This is a genomic window from Microbacterium aoyamense (assembly GCF_023155855.1).
In the GTDB taxonomy this organism is placed as follows: Bacteria; Actinomycetota; Actinomycetes; order Actinomycetales; family Microbacteriaceae; genus Microbacterium; species Microbacterium aoyamense.
The window spans coordinates 191,348-210,460 of sequence record NZ_JAKNUT010000006.1; the positions used below are offsets into that span (position 1 = coordinate 191,348).

Annotated in this window: 20 protein-coding genes; 7 read left to right on the top strand and 13 right to left on the bottom strand. The window is 69.2% G+C overall.

Going from position 1 to position 19,113, the window contains the following annotated elements; all coding sequences use genetic code 11:
• Nucleotides 1–75 precede the first annotated feature (75 nt).
• A complete protein-coding gene (locus MA876_RS15800) occupies nucleotides 76–1,695 on the bottom strand; it encodes a monocarboxylic acid transporter (RefSeq protein ID WP_248151674.1) in 1,620 nt (539 codons plus the stop codon).
• A complete protein-coding gene (locus MA876_RS15805) occupies nucleotides 1,692–2,057 on the bottom strand; it encodes a DUF485 domain-containing protein (protein WP_248151677.1) in 366 nt (121 codons plus the stop codon). The genes MA876_RS15800 and MA876_RS15805 overlap by 4 nt, the downstream gene beginning before the upstream one ends.
• Before the next feature lie 154 nt (nucleotides 2,058–2,211).
• On the opposite strand from MA876_RS15805, the gene MA876_RS15810 reads away from it, so the two are divergent.
• Nucleotides 2,212–3,057, top strand: a complete 846-nt coding sequence (locus MA876_RS15810; protein ID WP_248151679.1) for a LuxR C-terminal-related transcriptional regulator — start codon at nucleotides 2,212–2,214, stop codon at nucleotides 3,055–3,057.
• Nucleotides 3,058–3,103: 46 nt separating this feature from the next.
• A complete protein-coding gene (locus MA876_RS15815) occupies nucleotides 3,104–3,454 on the top strand; it encodes a histone-like nucleoid-structuring protein Lsr2 (RefSeq protein WP_248151681.1) in 351 nt (116 codons plus the stop codon).
• Between the two features lie 344 nt (nucleotides 3,455–3,798).
• Here MA876_RS15815 and pntB read toward each other — a convergent pair whose 3' ends face one another.
• From pntB to MA876_RS15830, 3 genes are all read right to left on the bottom strand, one after another.
• A complete protein-coding gene (gene pntB, locus MA876_RS15820) occupies nucleotides 3,799–5,190 on the bottom strand; it encodes a Re/Si-specific NAD(P)(+) transhydrogenase subunit beta (protein WP_248151684.1) in 1,392 nt (463 codons plus the stop codon).
• Nucleotides 5,187–6,725: a Re/Si-specific NAD(P)(+) transhydrogenase subunit alpha gene (locus MA876_RS15825; protein ID WP_248151686.1), complete on the bottom strand. Its 1,539-nt coding sequence runs from the start codon at nucleotides 6,723–6,725 to the stop codon at nucleotides 5,187–5,189. The genes pntB and MA876_RS15825 overlap by 4 nt, the downstream gene beginning before the upstream one ends.
• 111 nt (nucleotides 6,726–6,836) lie before the next feature.
• Nucleotides 6,837–7,436, bottom strand: a complete 600-nt coding sequence (locus MA876_RS15830) for a hypothetical protein (RefSeq protein WP_248151695.1) — start codon at nucleotides 7,434–7,436, stop codon at nucleotides 6,837–6,839.
• 60 nt (nucleotides 7,437–7,496) lie between these two features.
• On the opposite strand from MA876_RS15830, the gene MA876_RS15835 reads away from it, so the two are divergent.
• Complete coding sequence (locus MA876_RS15835; RefSeq protein ID WP_248151698.1) at nucleotides 7,497–9,233, top strand: alkaline phosphatase family protein; 1,737 nt, start codon at nucleotides 7,497–7,499, stop codon at nucleotides 9,231–9,233.
• A 66-nt stretch (nucleotides 9,234–9,299) separates the two neighbouring features.
• On the opposite strand, the gene MA876_RS15840 is transcribed toward MA876_RS15835, so the two are convergent.
• Nucleotides 9,300–10,601: an aspartate aminotransferase family protein gene (locus tag MA876_RS15840; protein ID WP_248151704.1), complete on the bottom strand. Its 1,302-nt coding sequence runs from the start codon at nucleotides 10,599–10,601 to the stop codon at nucleotides 9,300–9,302.
• A 24-nt stretch (nucleotides 10,602–10,625) separates the two neighbouring features.
• The gene (locus MA876_RS19350; protein WP_248151706.1) at nucleotides 10,626–11,414 is read right to left on the bottom strand and encodes an MOSC domain-containing protein; all 789 of its coding nucleotides are present in this window, start codon (nucleotides 11,412–11,414) and stop codon (nucleotides 10,626–10,628) included.
• 55 nt (nucleotides 11,415–11,469) lie between these two features.
• On the opposite strand from MA876_RS19350, the gene MA876_RS15850 reads away from it, so the two are divergent.
• Complete coding sequence (locus MA876_RS15850; RefSeq protein ID WP_248151709.1) at nucleotides 11,470–12,492, top strand: alpha/beta hydrolase; 1,023 nt, start codon at nucleotides 11,470–11,472, stop codon at nucleotides 12,490–12,492.
• A gap of 4 nt (nucleotides 12,493–12,496) precedes the next feature.
• On the opposite strand, the gene MA876_RS19150 is transcribed toward MA876_RS15850, so the two are convergent.
• On the bottom strand, nucleotides 12,497–12,619 hold the full coding sequence (locus MA876_RS19150; protein ID WP_275563255.1) for a hypothetical protein: 123 nt from the start codon (nucleotides 12,617–12,619) through the stop codon (nucleotides 12,497–12,499).
• Nucleotides 12,620–12,712: 93 nt separating this feature from the next.
• On the opposite strand from MA876_RS19150, the gene MA876_RS15855 reads away from it, so the two are divergent.
• Nucleotides 12,713–13,360 (top strand): SDR family oxidoreductase, encoded by a 648-nt coding sequence (locus tag MA876_RS15855; protein WP_248151712.1) that lies wholly within the window; start codon nucleotides 12,713–12,715, stop codon nucleotides 13,358–13,360.
• Here MA876_RS15855 and panB read toward each other — a convergent pair.
• Genes panB through MA876_RS15870 form a run of 3 tightly spaced genes read right to left on the bottom strand, consistent with a single transcriptional unit; the run spans nucleotide 13,343 to nucleotide 15,776 of the window.
• A complete protein-coding gene (panB, locus tag MA876_RS15860) occupies nucleotides 13,343–14,206 on the bottom strand; it encodes a 3-methyl-2-oxobutanoate hydroxymethyltransferase (RefSeq protein ID WP_248151716.1) in 864 nt (287 codons plus the stop codon). The two genes, MA876_RS15855 and panB, sit on opposite strands and share 18 nt — an antisense overlap.
• Entirely contained in the window at nucleotides 14,203–15,057 is an 855-nt protein-coding gene (gene panC, locus MA876_RS15865) for a pantoate--beta-alanine ligase (RefSeq protein WP_248151723.1), read from the bottom strand. The genes panB and panC overlap by 4 nt, the downstream gene beginning before the upstream one ends.
• On the bottom strand, nucleotides 15,054–15,776 hold the full coding sequence (locus tag MA876_RS15870) for a Rossmann-like and DUF2520 domain-containing protein (protein ID WP_248151725.1): 723 nt from the start codon (nucleotides 15,774–15,776) through the stop codon (nucleotides 15,054–15,056). Before MA876_RS15870 ends, panC begins: the two co-directional genes overlap by 4 nt.
• 151 nt (nucleotides 15,777–15,927) lie before the next feature.
• On the opposite strand from MA876_RS15870, the gene MA876_RS15875 reads away from it, so the two are divergent.
• Both MA876_RS15875 and MA876_RS15880 read left to right on the top strand, forming a co-directional pair.
• Entirely contained in the window at nucleotides 15,928–16,374 is a 447-nt protein-coding gene (locus tag MA876_RS15875; RefSeq protein ID WP_248151727.1) for a hypothetical protein, read from the top strand.
• 52 nt (nucleotides 16,375–16,426) lie between these two features.
• On the top strand, nucleotides 16,427–17,461 hold the full coding sequence (locus tag MA876_RS15880) for an alcohol dehydrogenase catalytic domain-containing protein (RefSeq protein ID WP_248151729.1): 1,035 nt from the start codon (nucleotides 16,427–16,429) through the stop codon (nucleotides 17,459–17,461).
• A gap of 69 nt (nucleotides 17,462–17,530) precedes the next feature.
• Here MA876_RS15880 and MA876_RS15885 read toward each other — a convergent pair whose 3' ends face one another.
• Both MA876_RS15885 and MA876_RS15890 read right to left on the bottom strand, forming a co-directional pair.
• Nucleotides 17,531–18,094, bottom strand: a complete 564-nt coding sequence (locus MA876_RS15885; protein WP_248151731.1) for an NADPH-dependent FMN reductase — start codon at nucleotides 18,092–18,094, stop codon at nucleotides 17,531–17,533.
• Between the two features lie 88 nt (nucleotides 18,095–18,182).
• Nucleotides 18,183–19,100 carry a MetQ/NlpA family ABC transporter substrate-binding protein gene (locus tag MA876_RS15890; protein ID WP_248151733.1) on the bottom strand — a complete coding sequence of 306 codons (918 nt, stop codon included), beginning with the start codon at nucleotides 19,098–19,100 and terminating at the stop codon, nucleotides 18,183–18,185.
• Nucleotides 19,101–19,113: the final 13 nt, after the last annotated feature.

Here is a 19,113-nt window from a genome sequence, read left to right on the forward strand (position 1 = left end):
GCCCGTGCACGAGTGCGGCCCCGGGGAGGATGCCATCCGCCCCGGGGCCGCGAACCACGGTCGTGCTGGTGCCTCCTAGTGGCTCGTCGCCTTCTCGGCGCCGAATCCGGTCAGCGAGCGGACGTCCATCTCGGCCGCCAGCTTCGGATCCTCGTCCTTCTTCGACGTCACCGAGCCGAGCCAGCCGAGGAAGAACCCGAGCGGGATCGAGACGATGCCCGGGTTGTTCAGCGGCCAGATCGCGGTGCCGACCTTGAAGACGCTCGTGCCGTCGGCCGGGCCCCAGAACACGGGCGAGAGGAGGATGAGCACGACGCACGAGATGAGTCCGCCGTACATGCTCCACACCGCACCGCGCGTCGTGAAGTTGCGCCAGAAGAGCGAGTACAGAATCGTCGGCAGGTTCGCCGAGGCCGCCACCGCGAAGGCGAGCGCCACGAGGAACGCGACGTTCTGACCCTGCACGCCGATGCCGCCGAGGATCGCGAGAACACCGATCACGATCACCGTGCGACGTGCGACCTTGACCTCACCGCCCTCGGGGACGTTGCCCTTCTTGACGACGTTCGCGTAGATGTCGTGCGCGAACGACGCCGCCGCCGTGATCGTGAGCCCCGCGACGACCGCGAGGATCGTCGCGAACGCGACCGCCGAGATGAACCCGAGCAGCACGGGGCCGCCGAGGTGCAGCGCGAGCAGGGGTGCCGCCGAGTTGACGCCACCGGGCGCTGCGGCGATCTCCTCCGGCCCGACGAGCGCGCCGGCGCCGTAGCCGAGCACGAGCGTGAGCAGGTAGAACAGGCCGATGAGCCAGATGGCCCACACGACCGAGCGACGGGCTTCCTTCGCCGTGGGCACCGTGTAGAAGCGCATCAGCACGTGCGGCAGACCCGCCGTGCCGAGCACGAGCGCGATCGCGAGCGAGATGAAGTCCCACGGGTTGGCGCCGTACTGCAGTCCCGGTCCGAGGATGGCCTCCCCCTTCGGCGACATCTCCACGGCCTTGCCGAGGAGCGTGTCGAGGCTGAAGCCGTTGATCGCGAGCACCCAGATCGTCATGACCAGCGCCCCGCCGATGAGCAGGAACGCCTTGACGATCTGCACCCAGGTCGTGCCCTTCATGCCGCCGACGAGCACGTAGACGATCATGAGGACGCCCACGACGGCGACGACGATCGACTGTCCGAGCTGGTCGCTGATGCCGAGCAGCAGCGACACGAGGCCGCCGGCGCCCGCCATCTGCGCGAGCAGGTAGAAGAAGCACACCGCGAGGGTCGTGATCGCGGCCGCCATGCGCACGGGACCCTGCTTGAGTCGGAAGGACAGCACGTCGGCCATCGTGAACTTGCCCGTGTTGCGCATGAGCTCGGCGACGAGGAGCAGCGCGACGAGCCACGCGACGAGGAACCCGATCGAGTACAGGAACCCGTCGAAGCCGTTGATCGCGATGGCGCCGCAGATGCCGAGGAACGACGCGGCCGAGAGGTAGTCGCCCGAGATCGCGAAACCGTTCTGCGGCCCCGTGAACGAGCGGCCGGCTGCGTAATAGTCCGCCGCCGTCTTGTTGTTGCGACTCGCGCGGATGACGATGAACAGCGTCACGGCGACGAATGCGCCGAAGATCGAGATGTTCAGGATGGGGTTGTTCTCCACGGTCTGCACCGCGGCGTGGATCGCTCCGAAGACGTCGTTCATGCCGAGACCCCGTTCTGTCCTGACTCCTTGGATTCGAGGTCCTCGCGGATCTCAGCGGCGATCGGGTCGAGCTTGCGGTTGGCGTACGCGACGTAGCCCATCGTGATGGCGAAGGTCGTCACGAACTGGCCGAGGCCCAACAGCAGGCCGACGTTGATGTTGCCCCACACGGGCGTCGCCATGAACGCCGGGGCGAACGACGACAACAGGACGAACGTGAAGTACCAGACGAGGAACGCGATCGCCATGGGGAAGACGAAGCTGCGTTGCCGCCGCTTCAGCTCCGTGAATCGCGGGGATCGCTCCTCCGCGATGTAGTCGATGCCACCGGGGGGTGCGGCATCCGTCCGGGACTCGGACATGTGGCCTCCTTGCCTACATGGATGCGGCGCAGCGCTGCGCCGCCGGGGGACCGACCCCAGCAGGGGGCGCCGAGGCCGGTGGTAGGGTCGACGCTACGAAAGACGGCGAAGACGCCGTACCCCCGGAAGTAGGTAATGCGTGGGCGCAGCACCGGTGAGCAACGAATCGGGCGAGCACCTCGTCGCGCGCGCCGTCGAGCAGCTCACGCGACGTACGCGCTTCCCCGTCGCGTTCGGCGGCCTCGAGAAGGACGGCTCGGTCCACGTGACGGCGATCACCGGCGCCCGCACGCAGCACCTGCAGGGGCTCGTCGTCGGCAAGGGCCGGGGCCTCGGCGGCAAGGCGCTCGTCGAGAAGCGGCCCCGCCTCGCCCTCGACTACCGGTCGTCGCGCAGCATCACGCACGACTACGACCGGATGATCCTCGGCGAGGGTATCTCGACGCTGTTCGCCGTGCCGATCGTCGTGGCGGGCCGTGCGCGCGGGGTCATCTACTGCGGGTCGTGGTCGGAGGCGCCCGTCGGCGATGTCGTCGCCGGCCCCGCGTTCGAGGTCGCGACCGAGCTCGCGACCGAACTCCGGGTGCGCGACGAGGTCGAACGGCGCGTGTCGCTCGCTCCCGTGACGGCACCGATCCCGGTCTTCGGTGCCTCGGCGCGGGAAGAGCTGCGCGAGAGCTATGCCGAACTGCGCAGCATCGCGGCGAGCGTCGAGGACGCCGCCCTGCGTCAACGCCTCGAGGTGATCGAGCGTCGCCTGGCATCCATCTCGACCGATGCTCCGGCCGAGCCGCTCTCGCTCGACGTGCGGCTCTCGCCGCGCGAGACCGACGTGCTCGCGTGCGCCGCGCTCGGCGCGACGAATGCCGAGATCGCCGCGACGCTCGCACTGAAAGAGGTCACGGTCAAGTCGTACCTGCAGGCGGCGATGGGGAAGCTGGATGCCTCGACCCGCCACGCGGCCGTTGCCAAAGCACGTCGCGCGGGACTTCTGCCCTGACATAGTCCTGCACAATTCCGGTCACAATTCGCGTATTGTGCGCTTCATGGCCCGCAGAATCGTGCACCAGCTCGTCGACGACATCGACGGAACCGTCCTCGAGGTCGGAGAGGGCGAGACGGTGCTCTTCTCCCTCGACGGTGTCGCGTACGAGATCGATCTCACCGACGACAACGCAGCCGCGCTGCGGTCGGCGCTCGAGCCGTATCTCGCAGCAGGGCGTTCGATCTCGTCGTCGCGCGCCGTGACGTCATCACCGGCGGGTCGCAAACGCCGCCGCCCGGGTCAGCAGGATTACAGCGCGATCCGCGATTGGGCCAAGTCCAACGGCTATCAGGTCTCGGAGCGGGGCCGGGTTCCGGCATCCGTCATCGAAGCCTATGAAGCAGCTCATTGAAGCGTGAGAATTCGCAGGCCATAGGCGACGCAAATAACACTCATTCCGGGCGGCCTCGCGGGCGAACCGGGATGCGTTCACGCGGCGTGTCGCGGGGAGAGCGAGGCTCCTTTCACGTCATGGGACCTCCGGTTCACACCACGAGATCACGACCCCCGCGCGTGAACGCGAAGTTCAATCCCCACGCAGATCATCCTCCGTCCATGTGAACGCGAAGTTCAATCCCCACGCAGGTCATCCGGCGCCCGTGACCTCTGCTGCAGACCGTAGGAGAAACGCTACGAGTCGGCCGTCGAACCGGCCGATGCAGCTGCTTTCTCCTACGGTCTGCGACGTCCCGCGATCTACAGGTCGCGGAGGATGTCCTCCACGCGGTCCTTGGCGTCGCCGAAGAGCATGTGGGTGTTGTCGCGGAAGAACAGCGGGTTCTGCACGCCGGCGTATCCCGATGCCATCGACCGCTTGAAGACGATGACGTTCTCGGCCTCCCACGCGCGGATGACGGGCATCCCCGCGATCGGTGACGACGGGTCCTCGGCGGCCGCAGGGTTGACCGTGTCGTTCGCGCCGATCACGAGCACGACCGACGTCGACGCGAGGTCGTCGTTGATCTCGTCCATCTCGAGCACGATGTCGTAGGGCACCTTCGCCTCGGCCAGGAGGACGTTCATGTGACCCGGCAGACGGCCGGCGACGGGATGGATGCCGAACCTCACCTCGACGCCGCGACCCTGCAGTTTCGACGCGAGCTCCGCGACCGGATACTGCGCCTGCGCGACGGCCATGCCGTAGCCGGGCACGATCACGACGCTCGACGTGTCGGCGAGCAGGGACGCTGCGGCCGCGGCATCCATCTCCCGGTACTCGCCGTCTTCTTCACCTGACGACGAAGGCGCCGCGATGCCGAATCCGCCGGCGATGACCGACAGGAACGACCGGTTCATCGCCTTGCACATGATGTAGCTGAGGTACGCACCCGACGAGCCGACGAGTGCACCCGTGATGATGAGCAGGTCGTTGTTCAGCAGGAAGCCCGCCGCAGCGGCCGCCCACCCCGAGTAGCTGTTGAGCATCGACACCACGACGGGCATGTCTCCGCCGCCGATCGACGCGACCAGGTGCCAGCCGAGGGCGAGCGCGAGGACCGTGACGGCGATCAGCAGCCGCGTGTCGGGCACGATCACGTACCAGACGGTCAGCCCCGCGAACACGACGAGTGCGCCAAGGTTGAGCACGTTCTTGCCCGGCAGCACCAGGGGCTTGGACGACATGCGGCCCGAGAGCTTGAGGAACGCCACGATCGAGCCGGTGAACGTGACCCCGCCGATGAAGACGCCGATGAAGACCTCGGCGTGATGGATGTCGCGCAGCGCGCCCGTGAGTCCGCCGTCGTAGAGGGCTCCGTTCCAGCCGACGAGGACGGCGGCCGCGCCGACGAAGGAGTGCAGCAGGGCGATGAGCTCGGGCATCCCGGTCATCTCGACGATCCGTGCCCGCCACAGGCCGATCGACCCGCCGATGAGCACGGCGACGACGAGGATCACGATCGGCACGACGTCGGTCGCGCCGCCGACGAGCACGAGCCATACCGTCGCGGCGATCGCGATGACCATGCCGGCGATGCCGAACGACACCCCACGGCGCGAGGTCTCGTGCCTCGACAGTCCCGCGAGGCTCAGGATGAACAGCAGCGCCGCGACGAGATAGGCCGCCTGCGCGATGGCGTACGGGGTCACTGCGCGTCACCCTTCGAGAACATGCGCAGCATGCGGCGCGTGACGGCGAAGCCGCCGAAGATGTTGATGGATGCCAGCAGCACCGCGACACCCGCGAGGACCTGCACGACGAGGGAGTTCGAGGTGAGTTGCAGCATCGCGCCGACGATGATGATGCCCGAGATCGCGTTCGTCACGCTCATGAGCGGCGTGTGCAACGCGTGGGCGACCTTGCCGATGACGTAGAAGCCCACCACGACGGCGAGCGCGAATACCGTCAGGTGCTGGGGCAGAGGTGGTGGCGCGAACGCCGCCGCGAGGAAGAGCAGCGCCGCCGCGAGCACGAAGAAGCCGAGCTTGGCAGCGCCGGGCATCGTCCGTTTCTCCGTGACGACGGGCGCGACCTCGACGGGTGCTGTGACCGGCGCCGCCGACACCTGCACAGGCGGGGGCGGCCAGGTCTCGATGCCGTCGCGCACGACCGTGACCGAGCGCTGCACGATGTCGTCGAAATCGAGGGTGAGCACGCCGTCCTTCGCGGGCGTCAGCAGCGTCAGGAGGTTCACGAGATTCGTGCCGTAGAGCTGCGACGCCTGCGCGGGCAGGCGCCCCGCGAGATCGGTGTAGCCGAGGATCGTCACGCCGCCGGGGGTCACGATCCTCTCCCCCGCGACCGAGCCCTCGACGTTCCCGCCCTGCGCCGCCGCCATGTCGACGATCACCGAGCCCGGCTTCATCGACGCGACGTCCGCGGCCGTGAGCAGTCGCGGCGCCGCGCGGCCCGGGATCAGCGCGGTCGTGATCACGATGTCGACGTCGGCGGCCTGCTCCGAGTAGATCTCGGCCGCGCGGCGGTCGTACGCCTCGCTCGTCGCCTTGGCGTAACCGTCGGTGGATGCCGCAACCTCGACATCCACGGGCAGGTACTCGCCGCCGATCGACTTGACCTGGTCGGCCACCTCGGGGCGGGGATCGGTCGCCCGCACGATCGCGCCGAGGCTCGAGGCAGCGCCGATCGCGGCGAGTCCCGCGACGCCCGCTCCCGCGACGAGGACCTTCGCGGGCGGGACCTTCCCGGCCGCCGTCACCTGCCCCGTGAAGAAGCGTCCGAACTCGTGCGCGGCCTCGACGACGGCGCGGTAGCCGGCGATGTTCGCCATCGACGAAAGCACATCCATCGACTGGGCCCGTGAGATCCGCGGCACGGCGTCCAGCGCGATCGCCGTGATCCCCCGAGTCGCGAGCGCCGCCCTCAGCTCGGGCCGCAGCGCCGGAGCGAGCAGCGCGAAGAGCGTCGCGCCGTCGGCGAGGAGCGCGATCTCGGCATCGGTCGGCGCATCCACCTTCAAGACGATCGGCGAACTCCACGCGGTCGAACGATCGACGGTCGTCGCGCCGGCGTCGAGGTACGCGGCATCCGGAAACGACGACGCCTCCCCCGCGCCCGTCTCGACCTGCACGTCGTAACCCAGCTGTCGCAGCTTGGCGACGGTCGACGGTGTCGCGGCGACGCGATTCTCACCGGGCCTCTCGGCGACGATGCCGATGAGTGTCATGCGGAGCTCCTCTGCTGCCTGTCACCCGAGGTTCGCAGGGCGACAAGAACCGACTCTAGAGGTCGTCAGCGTGCGATCGAGCGCTCGCAACCCCTTCGTGACACGTCAAGATCACGGGTTCTTGTCATCAGCGGAAACCGCGCGGTCGATCCACACCGCCGCCCACACGGCGCCGAGTCCGAGCGCGATGACGAGTCCCTGGATGACGAGGGCGTACCCGCCGGTCGTGAAGTTGGCCTGGATCAGGATCGGCGCGACGATCGGCGGCACGACGGCGACCACGACGACGAGCCAGGAGAGCGGATGCCTCCCCCGCGCGATCACCCAGCCCCCGATGGCCGCGAGCAGGACGACGAATCCCTGGTTGAGCACGAAGGCCCAGAACGCCACCGGCTCGGTGATGTTGCCCACACCACGCTCGAGCCCGAAGGTCGCCCACAGGCACAGCACGACCCACACCAGGGTGACGCCCCCGACACGGCGCATGCCGGAGGTCGGCAGGATCGCGAGGGATGCCGTCATCGCGGCGAGGATCAGCACGAACTGGAAGATGTTGACGAACGGCACGTCGTTGCGGATCGTGCCGGCGTACGTCTCGGACTGCAGAATCGCCGAGAAGTCCGTCGCGATCGCGAGATATGTCGCGAACAGCATGCCCACGACGGCCGCGCCGTAGCGCGCACCGCGGTCGAACGGGATCGTGGGGGCCATGGCGCGAGACTAGCCGATCGGCGCCCCCGTAGACTCGGGAGCGACACGGGGGCGGTGGAGATGGCAGGCGAGAAGCGCGAGAACGCAGACGGCACGTCGCGCCGCGACTTCTTCCGCAAGGCCGGGCTCGGGGCGGCCGGCATCGCGATCGGCGGATCGGCGGGTGCCGCGATCACGGCGGCCGCGACGACGCATCCTCCCGAGTTCGCTCCCCTCTCACCCCGGCACACGCCGGGCTTCGATCACATCGTCGTCGTCATGTTCGAGAACCGCAGCTTCGACAATCTTCTCGGCCATCTCTACACGGCGCAGGAGAAGAGCAAGGCCGAGTTCGACGGCATCCTGCAGGGCGACTACGCCAACAAGGCCCCTGACGGCACCGTGATCCCCGCGTACGTCTACGAGGGCCCGACCGATTCGGTCATGCAGCAGCCGCAGCCCGACCCCGGCGAGACGTATCCCCACGTCAACACGCAGCTGTTCGGCATCGTCGAACCCGAGGGCAACGCCGACATCGCGCGGTACGGGCAGAAGGATCCGTACAACGCTCCGGCCCCGGGTGAATCGCCCGCGAACGACGGCTTCGTGAAGGACTACGTCATCAACTACCGGGTCGCGAAGAAGCGCGAGCCGAAGCCCGAGGAGTACAAGGTCGCGATGGGCGGGTTCTCGCCCGACATGCTGCCCGTCGTCTCGACCCTGGCACGCGAGTTCGCCGTGTACGACCGCTGGTTCTCGGGCGTGCCGTCGCAGACGTTCTGCAACCGCATGTTCTTCCACGCGTCCACCTCGAACGGGTACGTCGTCAACCACACGGGCGACGACTACTACAAGTGGATCAACGGTCCCGAAGCCCCGACGATCTTCAACCGTCTCGAAGAGGCCGGGCTGAGCTGGCGCGTCTACTACGACGAGTCGCAGCTCGTCTCGCTCACCGGCATGCTGCACGCTCCCGTGCTGCAGAAGTACTGGAAGTCGAACTTCCGCGTCATGTCGCAGTTCCACCACGACGCGCGCACGGGCAACCTCCCCGCGTACGCGTTCATCGAGCCGCGCATGGTCTTCGACCACAACGACATGCACCCGCCGTGGGGCGAGCTCAAAGAGGGCTACCTCGACCTCGGCGACGGCACCGGCATCCAGATCCAGAACAGCGCGTGGTCCGACGTCCGTGCGGGCGACGCGCTCGTGCAGGAGATCTACGACGCGGTGCGGACCGCGGCATCCCCTCGCGGTTCCAACGCCATGAACACGGCGCTCGTCATCACCTTCGACGAGCACGGCGGCACGTACGACCACGTCGCTCCGCCGAGCGCCGTCCCCCCGGACAACGCCGGACCGGGCGAGATGGGCTTCGCGTTCGATCGGCTCGGGCTGCGCGTGCCGTCGATCGTCGTGAGCGCCTACACCGCGGCGAACACCGTCATCCACGACGAGATGCACCACGGCTCGGTGATCAACACGGTCTGCCGCGTGCACGGCCTGCGGCCGTTGACGGCGCGGGATGCCGGGGCCAACCCCATCTTCAACGCCGTCAACCTCACGGTGCCCCGGCAGCCGTACGCGTGGCCGCAGCCGAAGTCGCTCTACAATCCGCCGAACGCCGAGGCGAAGCCGATCCCCGACGAGAAGCACCGCAAGCGCCCCCTCACGGCGCCCGCGCGCGGGCTCATGGGGCTTCTCGCGTCGCGGTTCGACCCGGGCAGCAAGGTGCCGACGACGTACGGCGAGGCGTACGACGCGCTGACCGGTCGCGGCGAGGGCCTGTTCGGCACGGTCGACGACCCCGAGAAATGACCTTCGTGAGCTGAGCGCGGCCGGAGCCGTTCCGGCACGGTCGACGACCCGAAATGACGATCTGCGTCAGCTCACGGCGGCGGCGATGGATGCCTCGAGGATGTCGAGTCCCTCGGCGAGCTCGTCCTCGCCGACCGTGAGCGGCGGCGCGATCCGGAAGACGCCGCCCAGGCCCGGAAGCTGAACAATGTTGACGTGCAGGCCGCGGCGCAGGCACTCGTCCGTGACGGCGGCGCCGAGTTCGTGGGCCGGCGCCTTCGACGCGCGGTCGCGCACGAGCTCGACACCCTGCAGCAGCCCGCGTCCGCGCACGTCGCCGACGACGTCGAGGCGTTCCTGCATCCCGAGCAGCCGGTCTCGCATCGCGAGTCCGAGCACACGTGCGCGCTCGACGAGTCCGTCGCGCTCGATCACGCGCAGCACGGCGAGCGCGACGTTCGCCGCGAGCGGGTCGGACACGTGGGTCGTGAAGAAGAGGAAGCCGCGCTCGTGGGCGCGTTCCTCGATCTCGGCCGAGGTCACGACGGCGGCGACGGGCAGCCCCGCACCGAGCGTCTTGGACAGCGTCAGGATGTCGGGCACGACGCCGTCGCGCTCGAACGCGTACATCGTGCCCGTGCGACCGAGCCCTGTCTGCGCCTCGTCGAGGATGAGCAGCATCCTACGTTCGTCGCACAGCTCCTTGAGGCGTGCGAGATATCCGACCGGCAGATCGATGATGCCGCCCGACGAGAGGATCGGCTCGATCAGGACCGCCGCGAGGCTGCCCGACGAGGCCGCATCGACGAGGCGGATCCCGTAGTCGAGCTCGGCCTCCCAGTCGTACGATCCGTCCGCGCGGCGGAAGGGCGAGCGGTACGCGTTCGGCGTCGGCAGCACGAGGCTGCCGGGCACGGCGGGGCCGTAGCCCTGGTGGCCGGCGGAGAAGGTGAGGGATGCCGCGCCCGACGTCATCCCGTGCCACGAGCGGTCGAACGACACGATCTCGTACTTGCCGGTGACGAGCTTGGCCATCTTGATCGCGGCCTCGTTCGCCTCGGCGCCCGTCGTGAGGAGGAGGGTCTTGGAGAGCGACGGCGGGAGCGTCGCCGCGAGGGCGGTCGCGGCATCCACCACCGGCTCACTCAGCATTCCGCTGTAGAGGTGATCCAGGTTCTCGAGCGAGTCGGTGGCGGCGGCGACGATGTCGGGATGCGCGTGCCCGAGCACGGCGCTCATCTGTCCCGAGGTGAAGTCCAGGATGCCGCTGCCTTCGCTGTCGTACACGTACGAGCCGCGCGCGCTCGTGATGATGCGAGGTGTGAACTTTCCGCCATAGCGGACGAGGTGCCGGTCGGCGCGGGCCCAGAAGTCTGCGGATTCAGTCACGCGGCCGAGCCTAGCCGCGCTGCGTTACAGGGGCGTCACCTCGTCGCCGACAGCGATGGTGCCCCGCTCCTGTGGAACGAGCCAGACCCCGAAGAAGGTCTTGCCGTCCTTCTTGCGGTACTGCGCCAGCGTGCGGATCGGCTCCTTGCCGCGAGCGAGAGTCGTGGGGTCGATCGTCGTCATGACGCACCGGTCGCACATTCCGGCGACGCGGAACCCGATCGCGCCGAGTCGCAGCGAAGGCCAATCGTCCTCGGCGAAGGGCACATCCCCGTCGATCACCACGTTCGGACGGAAGCGCACCATATCGAGCGATTCACCCGCCCAGTCGTCGAGTTGCGAGAGCGAGGCCTCGCTCGTGAGCAGGAGCGGCCCGACGTCGGCGAGCGAGACGTGGTCACCCGGCAGCCCTCCGTGCTTCGGGTTGACGATGCGCGCGGTCGGGTCGGGCTGCCAGACGAGTCGGGCGTCCCTCCCGAGACGCTCACTGAGCCACGCCGCGGCCTCGGCGCTCGCCGGCAGCGCGGTGCCCTGGCGGGAGTGTCCGACCGGGGTCGGCGCGGAATCCATCGGCACGTCGACCCGCACGGGATCCGACCGCCCGTCGCCGAGCAGGACGCCGCCGTCGGTCAGGATCTCGGCGGTGAGCCCGAGCAGGGAGTTCGCCTCGCGAGCTGTGATCGGTTCGCCGTCCGGGTCGACGACCGCCCAGCGGCGATCGCCCTCGAGGCCCCAGGGCTGCACATGGGCCGCGCGGACGTCGTTGCCCGCGAACGACTTGATCGGATATACGCGGAGCCGGGTCACCTGCACCCGAGAACGCTACCGCGGGATCTTACGTTCAGATCACTCTGCGAGAATCGCCGCGATGCCTCTGGATCCCTTCTTCGCCGAGCGCCTGCGCGTGCACCGCCGCTACCTGCTGGGTCAGGCCGTGCAGCGCGTGAAGCCGGGCGCGAAGACGGGTTCTGCGAAGGCTGCGAAGCCCTCGAAGCTCTCCCCCCGCGAACGCCACCGGCGTGCCGCCCTCGCGTGGGACCGCACCGAGCTCGAGACCGTCGGCACTCCCCCGCCCGACGTGCCGACCGAGGAGCACTCCGTCCCGGTCGACGGGTACCCCGATGTCGTCATGCGCCTCTATAGACCACGGGAGCTCGTTTCGCCGGCCGCGGCAGTGCTGTCCTTCTTCGGTGGAGCCTTCCGCATCGGCGGGGTGGATTTCCCGACGACGGATGCCGCGTACCGCCGCCGTGCCGTCGAGGCGGGCGTGATCGTGGTCGCGGTGCGCTACGCGCTCGCGCCGGAGCACCGGTATCCGACGCAGATCGAGCAGGGCTACGCGGCTCTCGATTGGCTGCACGCGCACGCGGACGAACTGGGCGTCGATCCCGCTCGGATCGCCGTGCAGGGCACGTCGGCGGGTGCGGCGATCGCCGCCGCGGTGACACTCGTCAATCGCGATCGAGCGCGGCATCCTCTTCGCCTGCAGCTTCTCGAGGTGCCCGTCCTCGACCTCACCGCGCGGCACCTCGACCTGCGCCCGACGTGGGCGATGGGCATTCCCGCGGTCGTCGCCCTGCGCGAACTGCGCTCGGTCGCGCGCACGTACCTCCCCGACGCGTCGCGCGCGACGGATGCGTACGCGTCGCCGCTGCGCGCGCCGAACCACGAGGGACTCCCGCCGGCTCTCATCATGACGGCGGAGTACGACCCGCTGCGCGGCCACGGCCCCGCGTACGCGGCGGCGCTCCGCCGCGCCGGGGTCGAGGCCACCGCGGTGCAGTACGACGGAGTTATCCACGACATCTGGATCTTCACCGGTGTGCTCGACGCCGCACGTCGGTGGCACGATCAGGCGGTCGGCGCGCTGCGCACGCTGCACGAAGCCTGACCGGTCAGTCGAACTCCGACACGGCGAACTGGCTCTCGAACCCGTCGTCCAGTCCATCCGGGCCCAGGGGCACCGACTCGCCGATCGCGAACGCCGACCAGGAGATGCTCGGATCATTCATCGTCATGGAGGGAACGTACCTCCGGCGCCCATGGACGCATGGTGAACAGTCGATGACAAGCCCGAGAGCGTGTCCGAGCGGATGCGTAGGGTGGATGACATGTCCACACGAGTCCTGATCTTCGGCGGCCACGGCAAGGTCGCACTCCTGCTCGAGCCCCTGCTCGCCGAACGCGGTGACACCGTGACCGCCGTCATCCGCAATCCGCAGCACGAGGCCGAGGTCGCCGCGACCGGGGCGACGCCGATCGTCTTCGACATCGAGCGGTTCGACACCGACCAGATCGAGAACGTCATCGCGGGCAACGACGTCGTGGTGTGGTCGGCAGGTGCAGGTGGCGGCGATCCGGCGCGCACGCACGCGGTGGATCGGGATGCCGCGATCCGCTCGATCGACGCGGCCGTCGCCGCCGGGGTGCAGCGGTACGTCATGGTGTCGTACTTCGGTGCCGGCCCGGGCCACGGTGTGAGTCCTGACGACTCGTTCTTCGCCTATGCCGAGGCCAAGACCGCGGCCGACGAGCACTTGCGCGCGAGCGGGTTGGACTGGACGATCCTCGCGCCGTCGGCGCTCACGCTCGACGCGCCGACCGGCCGCATCGACGTCGAGGCTTCCGGGCCCGCGTCGGTCCCGCGGGCCGACGTCGCCGCCGTGATCGCGGCCGTGATCCCGGATGCCGCGACCCACCGTCGCGAGATCCGATTCAACTCCGGGCAGACCGAGATCAGCTCACTTTTCGGAGGCTGACTTCAGCGCCGCGCGCACCGTCTCGACGACCTCGGGCCGCACGGCGTACGTGTGCGACTCGGACGGGAACGCGCCGCGGCGCACCTCGTCGGCGTAGGCCGTGACTCCCGCGACCATCTCGCCGTGGAGTGACGCGTACTGCTTCACGAATTTCGCCGTGTGGCCCTCGGTGATGCCGAGCAGGTCGTGCTGCACGAGCACCTGCCCGTCCGCCGCTCCTGCGCCGATGCCGATGACGGGAATGCGCAGCGCCGGCAGGATCGCCGCGACGAGGTCGGCGGGAACGGCTTCGACGACGAGGGCGAAGGCTCCGGCATCCTGCACCGCCAGCGCTTCGCGCGCGAAACGCAGCGCGCTCGTCTCGTCACGACCCTGCGCGCGAAGGCCTCCGAGCGCCGTCGCAGTCTGCGGAGTGAGGCCGATGTGCGCAACGACCGGGATGCCCGCCGCGACGATCGCGCGGATGCGGCTGAGACGGTCCTCGGTCGCCCCTTCGAGTTTGACCGCGTGCGCCCCGGCCTCTTTCGCGAAGCGCATCGCCGTCTCGATCGCCTGCGCGTCGCTCGTCTCGGTCGAGCCGAACGGCACGTCGCACACGATCAGCGGCGTGCGCACGGCTCGGCGCACGGCCTTCGCCAGGGTCAGCATCTCGTCGACGGTGACCGGCACGGTGCTGTCATAGCCCAGCACGACCTGGGCGCCCGAGTCGCCGACGAGCACGATGTCGATGCCCGCCTGTTCGGCGACGCGGCCCGACACGTAGTCGTAGGCGGTCACCATGACGATCTGCTCGCCCGCGCGATGCATCTCGTCGAGGCGCGCGAGAGTCACGGGATTGCGGGTCATGGTTCGCTCCTTGGGGGTGAAGGGCGTGCGGGGATCGACACGTTGTCGATGAGGCGAGTGCGACCGACGCGCACGGCGACGACGACGAGCGCTCCGGCATGGACGGTGGTCAGCGTCGACAGGTCGTCGGGATCGACGATCTCGAGGTATTCGACCTCGAGATCCTGCAAGATCCGGTCGCCGATGGCGCGGAGGGATGCCGCATCCCGCTCCGTCTCGGATGCCTGGGCGATCGCGCTCAGCGCGCGGGGCACGGCGAGCGCTCTCTCGCGCTCCGTCGCCGTGAGGCGCGAGTTGCGGCTCGACAGCGCGAGTCCATCGCCGTCGCGTACGGTCGGCACGACGGCGATGCGGGTCGGGATGCCGAGGTCTTGCACCATCCGCTTCACCACGACCACCTGCTGCGCGTCTTTCGCGCCGAAGTAGGCGACGCTGGCGAGCACGGCGAGAAGCAGTTTCGCGACGACCGTCGCGACGCCGTCGAAATGCGCGCGACCGCGCACGGCACCCTCGAGCACCTCGGTGATCGCGCCGTCGACGCGCACCGTCGTCGCGAATCCCTCGGGGTACATCTCCTCGGCGCTGGGCGCGAACACGATATCGACCCCGGTCGACTCGGCGAGCGCGAGGTCGTGCTCGAGCGTGCGCGGGTACCGCGCGAGATCCGCGGCATCCTCGAACTGCGTCGGATTCACGAAGATCGTCATGACGACCGTGTCGCATTCCGCGCGCGCCGCGCGGACGAGCTCGAGGTGCCCCTCGTGCAGGTTGCCCATCGTGGGCACGACGCCGATGCGGGACGAGCTGTCGAGTGCCTCGCGCAGCGCAGCGATGGTCTTGACGATGATCACTTCGCGAGCTCCCGCGTCGTCGCGACGAGCGCGTCGAACAGGTCGAGCCTCTCGGGAAGCCGCTCCGCGACGGCCGCACGCTGCCGCGCGACCGTGGCTTCGTCCCTTCGAGCGACCGGCCCCGTCAGCGCGTCGGCGCCCATGGCCGCCCAGTTCTCGATCGATGCCCGCACGAGCGGCACGAGGGCCTCGCGCGGCACTCCCGCGGTCGCGGCGAGGTCCTCGGCGAAGGTCTCGAGCGTCACGGCGAAGTTCGAGGCGATGGATGCCGCGGCGTGGTACGCCGCACGGTCCCCCGGCGCGACGCGGAACGGCGTCATCCGCATCGCGCGGGCGAGCTGCTCGGCGGTCGCGCGTGCCCGATCGGTGGTTCCGTCGATCGCGGCGCTCACACCCGAGAAGTCGGCGCCCTGCGCGGTCACGGTCATGAGTGGATGGATGCTGAACCCCTCGTGCGGCGAGAGCACAGCGAGCTGTTCTGCACCGGAAAGGTGGCCGACGAGCGGTCCGGGCGCGATGACCTGCGCGGCCGCGCGGATCGCGGCATCCGGAACCGCCAGCAGCACGATCGCGGCGCCGCAGGCGTCCTCGCCTCTCGCTCTCGGGCCTTGCACGTCTGCACCGGCGTCGCGCAGCGCCGCGACGAGCGCCCGCCCCATCCTGCCGTCGCCGACGACGACGATCTCGCCGATCGTCGTGTCTTCGGGGGCGTGGGTCATCGTCGATTCCCGGCTGCGTGGTCTCTGGAGCAGGGCGCTCTGTCGAAATCGGAGCGCGGCCAGGAATCAAGGGTAGTCGGGTGTGGGAGCGCACCGGCGCACGCCCGTGCGGAGGCCCGACGGAGGAGCACCCGTATGCAAGGCTGGAACGGTGACCGAGGCTCAGGACCGCACGCGGCAGATGATCGCCGTGGTCGTGTGCTGGCTGCCGCTCGCCGTGCTGATCGTGTCGGTCATCGCGTCATGGGATGCCGTGGCATCCACCATCACGACGCAGTGGAACGCCGGCGAACCCGCAACCATCGCGCCCGCGTGGACCGCCCTGCTGCTGCCGGCCGGCGTCTGCATCATCGCCGGCATCGCGGCGACGTCCGCCGCGATCGACGGCACGAATCGCGGTCGTCGGATCGCCTATCTCGCCGCCTTCGGCGCGGGTTGCGCAGCGCTCTGGGTGTGGTTCAGCCTGCTGGCCGCCAACGACTCCGGGGACGCGCCGCATCGACTCCTGCTGTTCCCGTTCTTCGTGCTGCTCGGGTTCATCCCATGGGCGATCGCCGGCCGCGGCATCCCCAGCGCGCGAACTGACCAGGTGGCGTGATCCCCGTCTCGAACGCTCGAATGATCACGCCACAGAAAAGGAGCGAGGGCTCATGCGCGCAGTGATCGTGGACCGATTCGGCACTTTGCCCACGATCCAGAACGTGGATGCCCCGCCCTGCCCGCCGGACGGCGCGATCGTCCGCGTCGAAGCGACCGGCGTCTGCCGCAGCGACTGGCACGCCTGGCGCGGGCATGACGCGTCCGTCGTGCCTCCATACATCCCGGGGCACGAGTTCGCGGGGGTCGTCGAGAGCGTCGGACCCGAGGTCGCGACGTTCCGGGCAGGAGACCGCGTCACGGCCCCGTTCGTCTTCGCCTGCGGAGACTGCGCCCAGTGCCGCACCGGCGACCACCAGGTCTGCACGCGGCAGGCGCAGCCCGGGTTCACCCTGCCCGGGTCGTTCGCCGATCGGGTGGTCGTGACGAACGCCGAGATCAATCTCGTCGCGCTGCCCGATGGTGTGGACTTCGTGGATGCCGCGGGCCTCGGCTGCCGGTTCGCGACCGCGTATCGCGCCGTGCGCGCGCGGGCGAAGGTGCAAGAGGGGGAATGGGTCGCGGTGCACGGATGCGGCGGCGTCGGGCTCTCGGCCATCGTCATCGCGATCGCCGCCGGTGCTCGCATCATCGCGACCGACGTCTCCGACACCGCGCTCGCGGCCGCCGAGACGCTCGGTGCACAGACGCTCCGGGCCGCTTCCGACGCGGCGGAGCGCATCCGCTCCCTCACAGACGGCGGAGCGCACGTCTCGATCGACGCGTTCGGCAGCGCGGCATCCTGTGTCGCATCGATCGAGAGCCTGCGCCCGCGCGGCCGACACGTGCAGGTGGGGCTTCTGCTCGCGGGCGACGCGATGCCGGCGGTGCCGATGGGCCGCGTGATCGCCGACGAGCTCGATGTGCTCGGCAGCCACGGCATGAGCGCCGCCGACTACCCCGCGATGCTCGCCGACATCGCCGCGGGACGCCTCGATCCGAGCCTCACGCGTGGTGACACGATCGGCTTCGACGAGCTGCCGCACGCGCTGGCCACGATGGATGACCCGGGCAGGCGTCCGGGAATGACCGTCGCCGTCCGGCACTGACCGAGCCGGCACGACCGGTACCGCCGGCGACCGGAACGACGGGCGGCCGGCCCGGTCGCGAGATCGTCGCTACCGGTTCTGCAGCGGCCGCAGCACCTCGGCGAGCTCGGCGAGTTCGGGCAGCATCCTCCCGATGATCGCGTGCTCCTTCTCGGTCGGAGTGAACACGCCGTCCTCGATCATCGTGGCCGGGAACGTGATCTCGACGTTGGACCCGACCCGCACCATGCCGAGCACCGTGATGGACGGCAGGAGCGACACCATTCCGCGCGTGCCCGACGACACCCCGCCGTAGCTGACGAACCCGACCGGCTTGCGCCACCACTCCTGATTCAGGTAGTCCAGCGCATTGCGCAGCGCCGGCGACGCGCTGTGGTTGTACTCGGGCGTCACGAAGATGATCAGGTCCGCGGCATCCACCCGCTCGCTCCAGGCGATGGTGTGCGGGTGCGTGTACTGACGAAGGCGGGGATGCTTCGGCTCGTCCATGAACGGCAGCGCGAGCTCTTTGAGGTCGACCCAGTCGACCGCCCAGTCGGTGTGCTCCTCGACCTGCCTGCGCACCCACTCGGCGATCGGCAGGCCGACGCGTCCGGGCCGGACCGACCCGACGATGATCATCGCTTGTGTCATGCCGACGACGCTACCGGTGCCTGGACGAAGGCGGCGTCGAACGGAGGCGGGATGCCCGGAACCTCAGGCCCCGGGCATCCGCCCCGTGCTACTCCGCGTCGAGCGGGAGCAGGATGCCCTTCACGCGCGGGTCCGTCGCGAGGAACTCCTGCACCTTCGGGTCCTGGAATGCCGCGACGAGCTTCTGGATGTTGGGGGCGTCGGCGTAGTCCGAGCCGATCGTGAGCTGGCCGGCGAACTCGTCGGGCGCGGCGGGCGCGTAGATCTGCTGCTCGATCGGGATGCCGGCGGCGAGGTAGTACTCGGTGTAGCCCACGGCGGCGTCGAGGTCGGCGAGCGACCGCGACTGCGCGGCGAAGTCGAGCAGCGTGAAGGTGAGGTTCTTCGGGTTGGAGACGATGTCATCCTGCGTCGCCGACCACTTGTCGATGGACGGGTCGAGCTCGATGAGTCCGGCGCGCTCCAGGACCCACAGGCCCTGGGCCTCGTTGGCGGGGTCCGAGTAGAGCGAGATGTTCGCGCCATCCGGAATCTGCTCCACCGACGTGTATTCGTCACTCCACAGCCCGAAGCCCCAGCGGAAGACCGGCGTCGCGGCCTCTTCACGGAAGTCCGGATTGGCCTCGAGCACCTGCGAGAGCCAGAGCTTGTGCTGGTAGACGGTGCCCGCGACCTCACCGTCGCTCACGGCACGGTTGAGGGTCGTGCTGTCGGAGAGACCCTTGAACTGCACCGTGATCCCGTAGTCGGGCGCCACCTCGTCGGCGACGAACTGCACGAGGGCTTCTTCTGCGGCGTTGCCCTCGGCGGTGACGATCGTGAGGGTCGCGCCCTCGACGAGGTTGGGCGAGGTCGTGCCGATGACCCGCGGCAGGATGATCGCCGCCGCGATGCCGAGGACGATGACGATGCCGCCGACGATGAACGGCCAGCGCTTTCGTCGCCGGACGGTGAATCCGTGGTCGTCGTTCGGGGTGAGCGGGGTCTGGGTCGCTGTGGTGGACATGCTGGTCTCCGGT

Bases quoted from the DNA above. Each gene is read 5' to 3' on its own strand.
- MA876_RS15800 (WP_248151674.1), bottom strand. From the start codon at position 1,695: ATGAACGACGTCTTCGGAGCGATCCACGCCGCGGTGCAGACCGTGGAG.
- MA876_RS15805 (WP_248151677.1), bottom strand. From the start codon at position 2,057: ATGTCCGAGTCCCGGACGGATGCCGCACCCCCCGGTGGCATCGACTAC.
- MA876_RS15815 (WP_248151681.1), top strand. From the start codon at position 3,104: ATGGCCCGCAGAATCGTGCACCAGCTCGTCGACGACATCGACGGAACC.
- MA876_RS15825 (WP_248151686.1), bottom strand. From the start codon at position 6,725: ATGACACTCATCGGCATCGTCGCCGAGAGGCCCGGTGAGAATCGCGTC.
- MA876_RS15830 (WP_248151695.1), bottom strand. From the start codon at position 7,436: ATGGCCCCCACGATCCCGTTCGACCGCGGTGCGCGCTACGGCGCGGCC.
- MA876_RS15835 (WP_248151698.1), top strand. From the start codon at position 7,497: ATGGCAGGCGAGAAGCGCGAGAACGCAGACGGCACGTCGCGCCGCGAC.
- MA876_RS15850 (WP_248151709.1), top strand. From the start codon at position 11,470: ATGCCTCTGGATCCCTTCTTCGCCGAGCGCCTGCGCGTGCACCGCCGC.
- MA876_RS19150 (WP_275563255.1), bottom strand. From the start codon at position 12,619: ATGACGATGAATGATCCGAGCATCTCCTGGTCGGCGTTCGCGATCGGC.
- MA876_RS15855 (WP_248151712.1), top strand. From the start codon at position 12,713: ATGTCCACACGAGTCCTGATCTTCGGCGGCCACGGCAAGGTCGCACTC.
- panB (WP_248151716.1), bottom strand. From the start codon at position 14,206: ATGACCCGCAATCCCGTGACTCTCGCGCGCCTCGACGAGATGCATCGC.
- MA876_RS15870 (WP_248151725.1), bottom strand. From the start codon at position 15,776: ATGACCCACGCCCCCGAAGACACGACGATCGGCGAGATCGTCGTCGTC.
- MA876_RS15880 (WP_248151729.1), top strand. From the start codon at position 16,427: ATGCGCGCAGTGATCGTGGACCGATTCGGCACTTTGCCCACGATCCAG.
- MA876_RS15885 (WP_248151731.1), bottom strand. From the start codon at position 18,094: ATGACACAAGCGATGATCATCGTCGGGTCGGTCCGGCCCGGACGCGTC.
- MA876_RS15890 (WP_248151733.1), bottom strand. From the start codon at position 19,100: ATGTCCACCACAGCGACCCAGACCCCGCTCACCCCGAACGACGACCAC.